Here is a 14,765-nt window from a genome sequence, read left to right as displayed (position 1 = left end):
GGGAAAAATGTGTATTTTTGAAACTTAAAGTTCTAACAATGGCAAAAATCATAGGTATCGCTAATCAGAAAGGAGGAGTTGGGAAAACAACAACAGCTGTTAATTTAGCCGCAGCATTAGGGGTATTAGAGAAAAAAATATTAATCATCGATGCAGATCCTCAGGCGAATGCAACTTCAGGTTTGGGCGTAGAAGACGTAAGATATTCTACATACAATCTTTTGGAGCACAGTGTAGATACGGCAAAATGCATCAAGCAGACGGCAACTCCGAATCTGGATATTGTGCCTTCTCACATCGATTTGGTGGCAGCGGAAATTGAACTTGTCGACAAAGAAGAGCGTGAGTATATGCTTAAAAAAGCTTTACAGAGCATAAGAGACGATTATGATTATATTATTATCGATTGTGCGCCGAGTTTAGGTCTTATTACCGTAAATGCGCTTACAGCAGCAGATTCTGTAATTATCCCGATTCAGTGTGAGTATTTCGCATTGGAAGGTCTTGGAAAATTGCTGAATACCATTAAAAACGTTCAGAAAATTCATAATAAAGATCTTGATATCGAAGGTTTGCTTCTTACGATGTACGACAGCCGTTTGAGACTATCCAATCAGGTAGTGGAAGAAGTAAATTCTCATTTCCCTGAAATGGTATTCGAAACCATCATCAGCAGAAACGTACGATTAAGCGAAGCGCCAAGCTTCGGAGAAAGTATCCTGAATTACGATGCGGAAAGCAAAGGAGCAATACAGTACATTCAGTTGGCAGAAGAAGTTTTATTGAAAAACGAGAAATTAGTAAAGAATTAAAAGCAGCTAGCTAAGCTAAACGCTAAAAACAAAATATGAAGGATAAAAAAAGAGCGATGGGGCGTGGTTTGGGCGCAATTCTTAGTGCCGAATCCAAAGCAACGATCAATTCTGCCACCGATGAGGGAGCGGATAAGTTTGTAGGGAATATCGTAGAAATTGCATTAGAAGATATTTATCCCAATGCGTCTCAGCCAAGAACTTATTTTGACGAAAAAGCATTGAACGAACTCGCACAGTCAATTAAAAATTTAGGCGTTATTCAGCCGATTACCTTAAGAAAAGACGGCGAAAAGTTTGAAATTATTTCCGGGGAAAGACGTTATCGTGCAAGTAAAATTGCAGGTTTGGAGTCTATTCCGGCATACATCCGTCTGGTAAATGATCAGGAGCTTCTCGAAATGGCTCTTGTTGAAAATATCCAGAGAGAAGATCTTGATGCGATAGAAATTGCATTAACGTATCAGAGATTGATGGAAGAAATCGGTCTTACTCAGGAAAATCTCAGCCACAGAGTTGGGAAAGACAGAAGTACCATTACTAATTCCATCAGATTACTGAGGTTACATCCGGATATTCAGAATGCGATCCGAAGCGGAGAAATTTCTGCGGGACACGGAAGAGCCATCATCAGCCTTGAAAGCGAAGAACATCAACAGATTTTGTTTGATCTCATCATTAAAGAAAAACTGAACGTTCGTCAGGCTGAACAGGCAGCTACAGCCATTAAAAACCCGAAATCTCCGGCGGCAAAAAAAGCAAAAGCCGAGCTTTCCAATAATTATAAAAGAGCGCAGAAAACAATTGCAGATATTTTAGATGTAAAAGTTGAAATCAAAGCCTCTCCAAACGGTAAAAAAGGTAAAATTGTTCTGGACTTCAAAAATGAAGATGAGCTGGAATATATTTTATCCCATATTAAATAAATGAAGAAAATACTTTTCACATTTTTTCTGTGTCTGTTTGCAGTTGCGTATTCACAGGTAAATCCTAACGACACCATTCGGGTAGACTACCGTCCGAAAGACAGTGTTGCTGTAGAAAAAAACAACACCAAAACAGAAGCGAAGGTTGTTGCAGATCTGGAAAAAGCAAACGGACCTACCAAAAAAACACTGAAACTGAATCCTACAAAAGCAGGATTGTATTCTGCTGTGCTTCCGGGATTGGGACAGGTGTATAATAAAAAATACTGGAAGGTTCCTATTGTTTTAGGAGCAGTAGGAGCGGGAGTAGGAATTGCAGTATGGAATGACAACCAGTACAGGAAATACCGAGAATATTACATCGCCAAACTCAACGGAACACCGAATGAATTTGTCGATACCCATCCATGGCTCGATAAAGTGGCTCTCGGAAATGCACAGGACAGATCCAAGAGACAGAGAGATTACGCCATTGCAATTACAGGATTAATTTACATTCTTAATATCGTAGATGCGGTAGTAGATGCCCATTTATACGAAGCAAGACACGATCCGGATCTTACGCTGAATCCGGCAATGATTCAGGATCAGTACGGAATTGCACCTCCTAAAACCGGCTTAAGTTTAAGTTACAGATTTTAAAATAATTAATATTAATTCTGTTAAACTAATTTATTGCTGACTTGGTTAAGTGAAATCGAAGATTCGACGAAGTCAAACGCCTTTGCGAATGAAAAATATGCAGAAGAATTTTAAAGAAATCTTTGCGGGCTTTGCGTTAGATTATAAAATTAAATAAAGAAGTACATGAAAATAGCATTAGTTGGATACGGTAAAATGGGCAAGATCATTGATGAAATTGCTACGAAAAGAGGACACGAAATCGTTGCCCGGTTAAAAGAAACTCCAACTGCTGAAAATCTCAATAATCCCGATGTTGTAATTGAATTTTCGTTACCGGAAGTTGCTTACGAAAACATCAAAGCCTGTCTGGAAAACAAAATCCCGGTGATCTGCGGAACAACGGGCTGGCTTGAAAAAAAATCCGAAATTGAAAAATTGGCTGTAGAAAAAGAAACCGCTTTTTTATATGGTTCAAACTTCAGTCTTGGTGTTAATTTATTCTTTGCCTTAAACGAAAAACTGGCAGATTTAATGAAAAATGTGGACGAATATTCTTGTCAGTTGGAAGAAATTCATCACATTCACAAATTAGATGCTCCAAGCGGAACGGCAATTTCCATCGCCGAAGGAATTTTTAAAAACAATCCGAAATTCGATTCCTGGAAACTGGAAGAAACGCAGGGAAATCAGTTGGGGATTTTTGCCATCCGTGAAGATGAGGTTCCGGGAACACACAGTGTTTTTTACAGAAGCGAAGTGGACGAAATCGAAATCAAGCATACCGCATTCAACAGAAACGGTTTTGCACTGGGTGCAGTAGTTGCAGCAGAATGGATTAAAGATAAAATAGGAAATTTCACGATGAAGGACGTTTTGGGACTTTAATATTGTAACAAAATTCTTACATTGCAAACTAATAAGAGTGAATGGTGAAGTTTTAATAGTGAACTTGTGATCATTTATCAGACATCATTCATTAATTATATTATAGATTAGGCACAAAAATTTATGAATTATTTTTTAACGTACGCAGTTTATGTTCTCATTTTATCTGTATTGATGGGAATTTCCACATGGAAACTGTTCAAAAAATTAGGATATAGTCCGCTTTTCGCGTTTATTCCTTTTTACAGCTATTTCATTATTTTAAAAGAGACAAAACATCCGAAATGGTGGGCAATTTTATCGTATCTGCCAATCGTGGGACCTATTATGATGTCTGTTTTTCATTTGTATTTAATGAAAAAATTCGGGAAAACGCTCTTTAAGGATCAGCTTCTTACCGTACTTCTTCCGTTTATCTACATGGCAACGGTAAATTATGGAAAAGATGTTGAATTGGAAGACGAAAATGCAATATTCCTTACCGACGAAGAAAAAAACGCAAAAAAGAAAGATTCATTTGTGGGATCTGTGACGTTTGCCGTAGTTTTCGCAACAATAATTCACGTTTTTGTAACGCAGCCTTTCGGAATTCCGACAGGATCTATGGAAAGAACTTTATTGGTAGGTGATTTCCTTTTCGTTAACAAATGGAGCTACGGATACAGACTTCCGATGCGTCCCCTTGCAATTCCTTTCCTTCAGGGAACCATCATGGATACAGGAGAAAAAGGAAACCCGAAAGATGATCCTAAATCTTATGTGGATGCTGTAAAATTACCTTATGAAAGAATTTTTCAGTTCAATAAGCCTCAGAAAAAAGACATCGTTGTTTTCAATTATCCGCAGGATTCTGTGCATACCGCGATCGACAGAAAAGATCCTTACGTAAAGAGATGTGTTGCTGTTGCAGGAGACACTTTCGAAATGAGAGCCGGAAGACTTTTCGTTAACGGAAAAGCTGAAACATTTTTAGGAGATCAGGAAGTTCAGCATGCATACACAGTAAGCACAGGAACACAGTTAGATATTCCGGGACTTTATAATACTTATGGATTTTTGCCTGTTAGAGAAATTCAAAACGAGAAAAGCGGAGGATTTGTTTATATGTTTCAGGGACTTACTGATAAAACGGCTAAAGAGATTAAAGCTTTGCCCAACGTTATCAGTATGGAAGAAAATATCTATCCTAAAGATTCTGCCACGATTTCTTATAAATTAAATGCTGATAAAACAGCATACACCAAAAGTATTGATACCACCCAGTCTATTTTCCCAATCAATAAACCATGGAATCAGGATTGGTATGGACCTTTAAAGATTCCTAAAAAAGGAGATGTCGTTACCATCAATCAGGAAACATTACCGGAATATCAATGGATTATTTCACAATATGAACATAATAAGCTGGAGAATAAAAACGGTAAAATTTTCATCAATGGAAAAGAAACCAATCAGTATACCATTCAGCAGGATTATTATATGATGGTCGGAGATAACAGAGACGCTTCTTTGGATGCAAGATTCTTTGGTTTTGTTCCTGAAGAAAATATCGTTGGAAAGCCAATGTTTACCTGGATGAGTGTTCAGGGAGTGTTTGCGGATGCAAGTTCTACTTATCAGGCTCCTAAAAAAGTTCGTTGGGAAAGAATGTTTAAAGCAACCAATACAGGAGAAGCCAACAAAACGTCTTACTGGTGGATTGCAGCGATGATTCTTATTCTGTTCTTCGGCTGGGAATATTTCGTGAAATTATTCAGAAAGAAGAAGACGGAAGACGATTTGTAATTCACTTTGTTAAAGTTTAAATCTTTGACAAAGTTTCAAAATCAATTATTCAATTGAAAAAATAAATTATAAATAATGAAGTATTTGAAAAAATACTTCATTTTTGCATTATGAATATGAAGAATGTATTATTACCGGCGTTTTATCTGCCGCCAATTTCTTGGTTTTCAGTGTTTTTAGATCCTGAAAATGAAATTATATTTGAACAGTTTGAAAGTTTTCCGAAACAGACGTACAGAAACAGAGCTAATATTTTTGGGGCAAACGGAAAATTATCATTAATCATTCCTATTGCTCATAACGGATGCAGAGAATTTAAGGATATTGAAATTTCTCACCGTGAAGACTGGAGGAATCTGCATTGGAAATCCATTAAAACCGCTTATCAAAGCTCGCCGTATTTTGAATTTTATGAAGATAAATTCAGAAAAATATATGATCTGAAAGAAAAATATCTGGTGGATTTTAACCTGAAAACTCTTGAAATCGTTCAACAGATCCTTAAAACGGAAAAGGCACACTCTTTGAATGAAGAATATATCAAATTTCCGGAAGAAATTAATTTCAGAGATCAATTTTCGGCAAAACTACCTTCAGAATACGAAATGGACGAGTATTATCAGACGTTCTCTGATAAACGTGGTTTTTTGAAAGATTTATCAGTTTTGGACTTAATTTGTAACAAAGGACCGGAATCTTTGACTTATATTAAAAATATTAAATATTCATAGTAAAATGAAAAAGGTATTATTAGCTGCTGTTTTTTTAGTGGGGATTGGTTTTTCTCAAGCGCAGGAAGCAAAAGATCCGATGCAGGATAAAGATCTTATGACATGGTATCATAAAGATTTTGCTACAACGAAAGTTTATGGGGTAAATACAGAAAATGCCTATAAGTTTTTAGAATCTAAAGGTCTTAAACCTAAAACAGTTTTGGTGGGAGTTTTGGATAGCGGAGTTCAGGTAGATCATCCCGGATTGGTAAAAAACATCTGGACAAATCCTAATGAAGTGCCGAACAACGGAAAAGATGATGATGGAAACGGTTACATCGATGATATCCACGGATGGAATTTCATCGGTGGAAAAAACGGAGATATTGATATCGATAACATGGAGGTAACCAGAGTTGTTGCTAAATATAAGCCTGTTTTTGAAGGAGACGATTCTACAAAAAATAAAGCAAATCAAGCTAAAATGCCTGAAGAATTTGCTATGTATATGAAAGCCAAAGATCTTTTCACCAAGAAAAGTGTGGAGGCAAAACAGGGTTTCAAAACCTATTCCATGATTAATGAGGCAATTCCCGTAATGGTAAAACTACTGAACGGAAAGCCTGTTACTCCTGAAAATGTTGCCGCTATAAAACCGGCAGATCAGAGAGAAGCAATGGCTGTACAGGTTTTAACACAGGTTGCGCAGAGTCCTGAATTTAAAGGAAAATCTGCTGCTGAATTCGAAAAAGCAATGAGCGGTCAGATTAAAGAAGCTTTAGACTATTTTGGTCCTCAGGAAAAACAATACAATCTGGATTATGATCCGAGAAAAGAAATCGTAGGAGATAACTATGACGACTATTCTGAGAAAAACTACGGAAACAACCATTACGAAGGTCCGGATGCAGAACACGGAACCCACGTAGCGGGAATCATCGCAGGTCTTCCGAACGGAAAAGAAATACAGTATGGTGTCGCTTCAAAAGTAGCAAAAATCATGTCTGTAAGAACCGTTCCGAATGGTGACGAAAGAGATAAAGACGTTGCTAATGCCATCAGATACGCTGTTGATAATGGTGCGAAAGTTTTGAACATGAGTTTCGGAAAACCTGTTTCTCCGGGTAAAAATGTTGTTTGGGATGCATTTAAATATGCTCAGGATAAAGGAGTTCTTCTGGTAAAAGCTGCAGGAAACGAAAACGAAGATGTTGCAGAACATTTAGCTTATCCTACCAATTTTAAAAATGTAACAGATGAAAAACCATTTGTAAACAACGTATTGGTTGTAGGAGCAAGTACCAATAAAAATGATGCTTTAAGAGCGAGTTTCTCCAACTTCAATAAGAAAATGGTAAATGTTTTTGCTCCGGGTGAAGAAATTTATTCTACCGTTCCTCACAATGAATATAAATATTTACAGGGAACTTCTATGGCTTCTCCGGTTGTAGCAGGAGCTGCAGCAGTTTTATTAGCGTATATGCCTAATTTAACTCCGGCACAGATCATAGAATCTTTAGTAAAATCCAGCAACGCAAGTACCGCAAACCAATTTGGGGATTTCTCTGAAGCAGGAGGCGTAATAGATCTTAAAAAAGCAGCGGAATATGCATATACAAATTTTTACAACGGAAAAGCAGGCTCTTCAAAGAAGGCTGAAAAATCCGTAAAAAAGACTGTTAAAAAATAGTATATCTTCCTGTATTTAAGAAAGAAACATATAAAGTCCGAAATTTTCGGACTTTTTTTATTGGTAATATTTAATTTTGGCACGGTTTTTTGTAACTTTATTGTAACAAAATAATAAACAACAAAATGAAAAAGTTACTACTTGCAGGGATGTTGGGAACAGCGCTTTTTGCAGTGTCTTGTTCCGCAGTAAATAATGCTAAAACAGCCCAAACCCAAAGATCAGAATTTTTGAAAATGAAGGGAGACTGGCAAATCGTCAGTGTAAATTATGATAAAAATTTTAAAGTAAAGCCATTCGATGATGGGGTAGATGCGCAGTGTTTCGTAGGAAGTCACTGGAGACTAATTCCTAATAACTGGACAGGAGCTTATACCTTAAACGGAGGAGGAACGTGCGGAACAGGATTTACACAGCCAATTAAGATTGATGTGGTAAGCGGAAATACTTTTAATTTCAAGAAAATTGCCGACGGTACAAAAGCAAAACAAAATACAGCAGGTTATACTTTAACGCTGATTAATCAGAATACAGACCAATTCTCATTGGAACAGAATATTCCTTTCGACGGAGAAAACGTAAGAGTTGTCTACAACTTCGAGAGAACAGGAATGAAATAATTTAACATAAAAATATAAAAAGATGAAATTTACAAAAACATATATCGGAGCGTTATTTTTATCATCAGCTTTATTGCTTACAAGCTGTGAGGCGGTACAGAATTCTAATCACCAGCAAAGAGGAACAGCAGTAGGTGTTGCTTCAGGAGCTGTGATTGGTGGTATTTTGGGAAATAACGTAGGAAAAGGTAAAAATGCTGCTTTAGGAGCTGTTTTAGGTGGTATTATCGGTGGTGTTGCAGGTAACGTTATCGGTTCTAAAATGGACAAGCAAGCTAGAGAAATTAAAGAAACTTTACCGGGAGCTCAGGTAGAAAGAGTAGGAGACGGTATCAAAATTACGTTGAATGAAAGCATCGTGAATTTCGATTTCGATTCTTCAGCTTTAACAAGTACTGCAAAAACAAACTTAGATAAACTGGCTCAGGTTTTAACGAACAACCCGGATACCAACATTAATATTTACGGACACACCGACAGCAAAGGTTCAGATTCTTACAATATGAGTCTTTCCGAAAGAAGAGCCAATTCAGTAAAAGCTTATTTGGCTGGTAAAGGAATTGCGTCAAGTAGATTGTTTGCTTTAGGAGAAGGAGAAAGTATGCCGGTTGCTACCAACGATACAGAAGAAGGAAGAGCTAAAAATAGAAGAGTAGAATTCGCCATTACTGCCAATGAAAAAATGATTAACGACGCACAGAACGGTCAATAATTATTTAACATATAAATATTTTCGTGAATAACCGCAATAGCGGTTATTTTTGTATTTTTATGGTGATATTTTTTGAAATTACTATTTTTGCATTTGAAACAACATAAATGAAGAAATATTTAAAGCTGCTCCGTGTTGAGCAATGGGTGAAGAACCTGTTTGTTTTTGTTCCTCTTTTTTTCTCGGGTAATATAAAAAACCTCGATTTACTCGCAAAAAGCATCTTTGCTTTTATCATTTTTTCTTTGGCAGCAAGTGTCGTTTATATTTTAAACGATTACAACGATATTGAAGCAGATAAGAAACATCCCGAAAAAAGAAGAAGACCTTTGGCGAGCGGAGCCATTTCAAAATCTCAGGCAGTAGGAATTTTTACAGGACTTATTATTCTGGATATCGCACTGGTTTTCTTTGCCCAGATGTATTTTCAGGAAAGTTTGTGGAAATTTGCAACCATTGTAGGATTTTATTTCGTGATGAATCTTGCTTATACTTTTAAACTGAAACACGTTCCGATTATTGATATTTCCATCATTGCGGTAGGATTTGTATTAAGAGTTTTATCAGGAGGTTACATTACGGGAATAAGCATTTCTCAATGGGCTATTTTACTTACTTTTGTGCTTGCACTGGTTTTAGCCATAGGAAAGAGACGTGGAGAGCTCATTAATGCACAGGTTTCCGGAAAAACGCGAAGAGCTTTAGACGGCTACAATGTACAGTTTGCAGATATTGCACTATCCATTTCCGTTACCCTCGCTATTGTCTGTTATCTGATGTTTACCCTGTCTCCGGAAGTTCAGGCAAGATTTCATTCAAGAGTATTTTATACCGTAATTTTTGTTGTTTTTGCTTTCTTAAGATACTTACAGCAGACTTTGGTATACAACAGAACCGAATCTCCCACGAAAATTGTTTACAGAGACAGATACATTCAGATCACCTTAGTGTTGTGGGTTGCTGCATTTTTAATTCAAATCTATTTTAAAAAATGAAGCCGAATTTTGTACAAAAAGTAACCAACTGGGGCAATTTTCCCATAGTGGAAAAAGAAATGAGGTCTGATGACAGCTTCAGAAAAATAAAAGAATTTGTTCTGAATCATAATGAAGTGATTGCAAGAGGAAACGGAAGATGTTATGGAGATTCTTCATTGGGAGAGCATATATTTTCAACCAAAAAATTAAATAAATTCATCAGTTTCGACCGTCTGAATGGAATTATTGAATGCGAATCGGGGGTTCTGCTTTCCGATGTGCTGGAAATTGCCGTTCCGCAGGGATATTTTTTATATGTAACGCCGGGAACGAAGTTTGTTTCTGTAGGAGGAGCCATTGCTTCTGATGTTCACGGTAAAAATCATCACGCTGAAGGATGTTTTTCCGAATATGTAATTGAATTTAAACTGATGATCGAAAACGGTGATATCATCAACTGTTCAAGAGAAGAAAATTCAGATAAATTCTGGGCAACTATTGGCGGAATGGGATTGACCGGAATCATTTTAACGGCGAAATTCAAGCTTAAAAATATTGAATCCGCATACATCCGTCAGGAAAGTATTAAAGCAGAAAATCTGGATGAAATCTTTAACCTGTTTGAGGAAAGCGAAAGCTGGACGTACACCGTTGCATGGATCGACTGTCTTCAGAAAGGTAAAAATATAGGAAGAAGTATTCTGATGAGAGGAGAACACGCTTTTCAGCATGAACTTCCTCAGAAATTCAAAGAAAAACCTTTACGTTTAAAGAAGAAATTTGAACCTACCGTTCCGTTTTATTTTCCGGGATTTGTTCTAAATAGTTTAACAGTAAAGATTTTCAATTATCTCTATTATAAAAAACAGTCTAAAAAGGAAGTTAAAAATTTTATTGATTATGAAACCTTCTTTTATCCTCTGGATTTTGTTCACGACTGGAATAAGATTTACGGAAAATCTGGCTTTATCCAGTATCAGATGATGATTCCCAAAGAATCCGGAAAAGAAGGAATGAAAAAAATTCTGGAAACCATTGCCAACAGCGGAAACGGTTCTTTTTTAGCTGTTTTAAAGCTGTACGGAAAAGAAAATCCGGAAGCTTACAATTCCTTTCCGTTTGAAGGATATTCTCTCGCGCTGGACTTCAAAGTGAATTCCAAACTGAAAAAACTGATTGATCAACTGGATGATATTGTAGAGCAGTACAACGGTAAAATTTATCTTACCAAAGACAGCATGAGCAGATCTTCGCTTACCAACTATCTGAAAAATGTACAGAGCTCAAAATTTGTGTCTCTGCAGCATAAAAGAATTTTAAATAATATTTAGCAGACATGATCGTTTTAGGAAGTACATCGGAAGTAGCACAGGCTTTTGTAGAAAAAGCATTGCAGGAAGGAGAGAAATTTGAAAAAATCTATCTTTTTACCTCCAGTAAAGAAACGACCGAAAGATTTGCAAGGCATATTGATGTGAAATTTCTTCAGCAGTCCGAAGTGATAGAGCTCGATCTCATGAAAGGGATAGATTACAATCAGTTTGACTATATCAATTCAAATTTGCTGTTCTGTGCAACAGGATATTTAGGAGAGGGAACAGAAGAAGGATTGTATGACAATAAAAATACACAACGGATTATTGATATCAATTACGCTAAACTGGTTCCTGTGATGAATTATTTTGCGCAGAAATTTGAAAGCAGAAGATCCGGAACGATTATCGGACTTTCTTCTGTTGCCGGAGATCGCGGAAGACAGAGTAATTTTATTTACGGAAGTTCCAAAGCGGCTTTCACAGCCTATTTAAGTGGTTTGAGGAATTATCTTTTCGATAAAAAAGTTCACGTAATGACGGTGAAGCCCGGCTTTATGGCAACAAAAATGACTGAAGGTCTGCCTTTGAATCCAAAACTTACCGCAACCCCGAAACAGGCAGCAGAATCTATTTTCAAAGCTTATAAAAAACAGAAAAACGTAGCCTATGTTTTGCCGGTCTGGGGAATTATCATGATGATTATCCGAAATATTCCTGAATTTATTTTTAAAAAATTAAAGCTTTAAAATTATTTTATTTAAAATATACTTTCGATCTTTACGTTACAAGATAAATATTCTAAAATTGACTTAAAGCGATGAAAAAACTGTACTGCTTCGATTTCGACGGAACGCTTACTTACAAAGATACCATGTTTATGTATCTGAAATTCTATGATCCTACAAGATTTCGTCTGCAGTTTTTGAAGCATGTTCCGCTTTTTGTTCTTTTAAAACTGAAACTTGCCGATACGGAGAAAGTGAAAAAAAGCTTTATCGGTTCCATTCTGAAAGGGCAGACTCAGGAAAAAATAGAAAAAAAATCCAGACAGTTTTTTGAGCATTATTATCCTAAAATCGTAAGGGAAAATGCCTTGGATTTTATTCAAAATATAGATCATAATAATACTTATAGTCTATTGGTTACCGCATCATTAGACATCTGGACAAAACCATTTGCCGAAGCTTTTAAAATGCAGCTTATTTCCACTAAAGCCGAGTTCAGAAACGGAGTTTTTACAGGAAACTTTGTGGGAAAAAACTGCAACGGAAACGAAAAACTGGTAAGAATTCAGCAGGAAATCAGCAATCATAAATACGATAAAATTATCGCTTTTGGAGATACTTCCGGAGATAAGCCGATGTTGAAGTGGGCGAATGAAGGACATTACCAATTTTTTCACTAATTTTGGGCGGTAAAATATACAGATGAAGCAGAGCCTTTTAAAACGATAAACTCTATTGATTTTGTAGGTTTTACAGATTGTACATATTCCACAGAAACTAATATTTTCAAAGTAAAAATGAATAAAGTATACCTTGATAACGCTGCAACAACTCCACTTTCGGAAGAAGTTATCGATGCAATGGTTGATACCATGAAAATGAATTTCGGAAATCCATCCTCTACACACAGTTTTGGGCAGGAAGCGAAAATTCTTATCGAAAACGTAAGAAGGCAGGTAGCAGACTATCTTCATGTAACGCCCGCTGAAATTATTTTCACCTCTTGCGGTACAGAATCGAACAATATGATCATCAAATCTGCTGTCGAGCATCTTGGAATAGAAAGAATCATCAGCTCACCCCTTGAGCACAAATGTGTTTCTGAGAGTATTCTGGATATGAAGAGCAGAAAAGGAGTAGAGGTAAACTACATCCGTCCGAATGAAAAGGGTGATATTGATCTTCATAAACTGGAAGAACTTTTAAAGGCTTCCGAAAAGAAAACACTGGTAAGTTTAATGCATGCCAACAACGAAATCGGAAATCTTATCGATATTAAAAAAGTAGCGGAACTCTGCAAGGCAAATAATGCACTTTTCCATTCAGATACCGTACAGACAATGGCTCACATGAATCTGGATTTTTCCGATATTCATGTAGATTTTGCTTCTTGCAGTGCCCATAAATTTCACGGACCGAAAGGCGTTGGGTTTGCGTTCATCAGAAAATCAAGCGGTTTAAAAGGAATTATTACAGGAGGACCACAGGAAAGAAGCTTAAGAGCGGGAACAGAAAATGTTGCAGGAATTGTAGGATTAGGAAAAGCACTGGAAATCTCTCTTAAAAACCTTGAAGCGTATACCCGTCATATGCAGGAAATTAAAGGCTACGCCGTAGAAAGGCTTACAGCGGAAATTCCGGGCATTAAATTCAACGGAAGAAGTTCTGAGAAGGAAAACAGTCTTTACACCGTTTTAAGCGCTTTATTACCGTATAAAAACCCTCTCATCGGGCTTCAGTTAGATATGAAAGGAATCGCGATCTCTCAGGGAAGTGCGTGTTCTTCTGGAGCCTCAAAACCTTCTATGGTGATGATGATGGTTTTATCTGAAGATGAAATGGATCATTGCACGCCTCTTCGTATTTCTTTCAGCCATTTAACCACTAAAGAAGATATTGATGCACTGGCAACAGCTCTGAAAGAAATTTCTAAAGATTTCGTTATAGAAAATACAAATGTTGAGCATAGATAGTCTTATTACTCAAAAAGCGTAATTTTGATTATCCAATTAAGGAAATTATAAAAGAATAATATTAATTTAAATAAAAGAAACAAAAATGGCTTTAGAAATTACAGATAGCTCATTTCAGGAAACGGTTTTAAAATCAGATAAGCCGGTATTAGTAGACTTTTGGGCAGTATGGTGCGGACCTTGCAGAACCTTGGGACCAATCATCGAAGAAGTAGCAAGCGATTTCGAAGGAAAAGCAATAGTAGGGAAAGTAGACGTGGATAACAATCAGGATATTTCTATGCAGTACGGGATCAGAAATATTCCTACAGTTCTTATTTTTAAGAACGGAGAAGTGGTTGACAAATTAGTAGGAGTAGCTCCAAAAGAAGTGATCGCAGAGAAATTAAGCGCTCACTTGTAAAAAAAATAAATTTGATAATGAACGCCTTCCGTTTTCGGGAGGCATTTTTTTTGAAATAAATTTGCAGGTAACGAAAAAAGTTGTACTTTTGCCATCACAAAAAAGAAACGAAGTTCTTTAAGAAACAAAAACATGATCCGGTAGTTCAGCTGGTTAGAATGCCGCCCTGTCACGGCGGAGGTCGCGGGTTCGAGTCCCGTCCGGATCGCAAAAGTTTTTTCAATTTACTTTTAAAACAAAATTTGATCCGGTAGTTCAGCTGGTTAGAATGCCGCCCTGTCACGGCGGAGGTCGCGGGTTCGAGTCCCGTCCGGATCGCAGAAGTTTTCTCAATTTCTTTTAAAAAAATTGATCCGGTAGTTCAGCTGGTTAGAATGCCGCCCTGTCACGGCGGAGGTCGCGGGTTCGAGTCCCGTCCGGATCGCAGAAGTTTTCTCAATTTCTTTTAAAAAAAATTGATCCGGTAGTTCAGCTGGTTAGAATGCCGCCCTGTCACGGCGGAGGTCGCGGGTTCGAGTCCCGTCCGGATCGCAAAAAGTCTTCTAAATTTTAGGAGACTTTTTTATTTTTATATTTTCAGAGTAATTTCATAAACTGTAATGTG

General features: G+C 37.0%; 15 protein-coding genes and 4 tRNA genes. All 19 read left to right on the top strand.

The window, feature by feature from the left end; genetic code table 11:
* Positions 1 to 38: 38 nt before the first annotated feature.
* The 19 genes from QWT87_RS17880 (at position 39) to QWT87_RS17790 (ending at position 14,692) form a co-directional block, all read left to right on the top strand.
* A complete protein-coding gene (locus QWT87_RS17880) occupies positions 39 to 812 on the top strand; it encodes a ParA family protein (RefSeq protein ID WP_116097757.1) in 774 nt (257 codons plus the stop codon).
* 35 nt (positions 813 to 847) lie between these two features.
* A complete protein-coding gene (locus QWT87_RS17875; RefSeq protein WP_087712454.1) occupies positions 848 to 1,738 on the top strand; it encodes a ParB/RepB/Spo0J family partition protein in 891 nt (296 codons plus the stop codon).
* A complete protein-coding gene (locus tag QWT87_RS17870) occupies positions 1,739 to 2,380 on the top strand; it encodes a DUF5683 domain-containing protein (protein ID WP_076392191.1) in 642 nt (213 codons plus the stop codon).
* A gap of 165 nt (positions 2,381 to 2,545) precedes the next feature.
* The gene (gene dapB, locus QWT87_RS17865) at positions 2,546 to 3,247 is read left to right on the top strand and encodes a 4-hydroxy-tetrahydrodipicolinate reductase (protein ID WP_302717730.1); all 702 of its coding nucleotides are present in this window, start codon (positions 2,546 to 2,548) and stop codon (positions 3,245 to 3,247) included.
* A 123-nt stretch (positions 3,248 to 3,370) separates the two neighbouring features.
* Positions 3,371 to 5,032 carry a signal peptidase I gene (lepB, locus tag QWT87_RS17860; protein WP_302717728.1) on the top strand — a complete coding sequence of 554 codons (1,662 nt, stop codon included), beginning with the start codon at positions 3,371 to 3,373 and terminating at the stop codon, positions 5,030 to 5,032.
* Between the two features lie 110 nt (positions 5,033 to 5,142).
* Entirely contained in the window at positions 5,143 to 5,763 is a 621-nt protein-coding gene (locus tag QWT87_RS17855) for a WbqC family protein (protein WP_407933595.1), read from the top strand.
* 4 nt (positions 5,764 to 5,767) lie between these two features.
* Complete coding sequence (locus QWT87_RS17850; protein ID WP_302717724.1) at positions 5,768 to 7,435, top strand: S8 family serine peptidase; 1,668 nt, start codon at positions 5,768 to 5,770, stop codon at positions 7,433 to 7,435.
* 125 nt (positions 7,436 to 7,560) lie between these two features.
* Positions 7,561 to 8,055, top strand: coding sequence for a lipocalin family protein (locus QWT87_RS17845; RefSeq protein WP_087712458.1), 495 nt, complete (start codon positions 7,561 to 7,563; stop codon positions 8,053 to 8,055).
* Positions 8,056 to 8,077: 22 nt separating this feature from the next.
* Positions 8,078 to 8,767, top strand: a complete 690-nt coding sequence (locus tag QWT87_RS17840) for an OmpA family protein (RefSeq protein WP_302717721.1) — start codon at positions 8,078 to 8,080, stop codon at positions 8,765 to 8,767.
* Between the two features lie 107 nt (positions 8,768 to 8,874).
* The gene (locus tag QWT87_RS17835; protein ID WP_076392205.1) at positions 8,875 to 9,762 is read left to right on the top strand and encodes a decaprenyl-phosphate phosphoribosyltransferase; all 888 of its coding nucleotides are present in this window, start codon (positions 8,875 to 8,877) and stop codon (positions 9,760 to 9,762) included.
* Complete coding sequence (locus QWT87_RS17830; protein ID WP_116097769.1) at positions 9,759 to 11,075, top strand: FAD-binding oxidoreductase; 1,317 nt, start codon at positions 9,759 to 9,761, stop codon at positions 11,073 to 11,075. The genes QWT87_RS17835 and QWT87_RS17830 overlap by 4 nt, the downstream gene beginning before the upstream one ends.
* Positions 11,076 to 11,080: 5 nt before the next feature.
* On the top strand, positions 11,081 to 11,806 hold the full coding sequence (locus tag QWT87_RS17825; protein WP_302717717.1) for an SDR family NAD(P)-dependent oxidoreductase: 726 nt from the start codon (positions 11,081 to 11,083) through the stop codon (positions 11,804 to 11,806).
* A gap of 71 nt (positions 11,807 to 11,877) precedes the next feature.
* Entirely contained in the window at positions 11,878 to 12,465 is a 588-nt protein-coding gene (locus QWT87_RS17820) for an HAD family hydrolase (RefSeq protein WP_302717715.1), read from the top strand.
* Between the two features lie 117 nt (positions 12,466 to 12,582).
* On the top strand, positions 12,583 to 13,758 hold the full coding sequence (locus QWT87_RS17815; RefSeq protein ID WP_302717713.1) for a cysteine desulfurase family protein: 1,176 nt from the start codon (positions 12,583 to 12,585) through the stop codon (positions 13,756 to 13,758).
* A gap of 85 nt (positions 13,759 to 13,843) precedes the next feature.
* Positions 13,844 to 14,161, top strand: coding sequence for a thioredoxin (gene trxA / locus QWT87_RS17810; RefSeq protein ID WP_076392215.1), 318 nt, complete (start codon positions 13,844 to 13,846; stop codon positions 14,159 to 14,161).
* Positions 14,162 to 14,295: 134 nt separating this feature from the next.
* Positions 14,296 to 14,369, top strand: a tRNA-Asp gene (locus QWT87_RS17805).
* 36 nt (positions 14,370 to 14,405) lie between these two features.
* A tRNA-Asp gene (locus QWT87_RS17800) sits at positions 14,406 to 14,479 on the top strand.
* Between the two features lie 32 nt (positions 14,480 to 14,511).
* A tRNA-Asp gene (locus QWT87_RS17795) sits at positions 14,512 to 14,585 on the top strand.
* A 33-nt stretch (positions 14,586 to 14,618) separates the two neighbouring features.
* Positions 14,619 to 14,692 (top strand) — tRNA-Asp (locus QWT87_RS17790).
* Positions 14,693 to 14,765: the final 73 nt, after the last annotated feature.

The organism is Chryseobacterium urinae (genome assembly GCF_030518295.1).
GTDB lineage: Bacteria > Bacteroidota > Bacteroidia > Flavobacteriales > Weeksellaceae > Chryseobacterium > Chryseobacterium mucoviscidosis.
The sequence above is the reverse complement of the archived record's forward strand: the minus strand, read 5'-3'. Positions and strand labels throughout refer to the sequence as shown.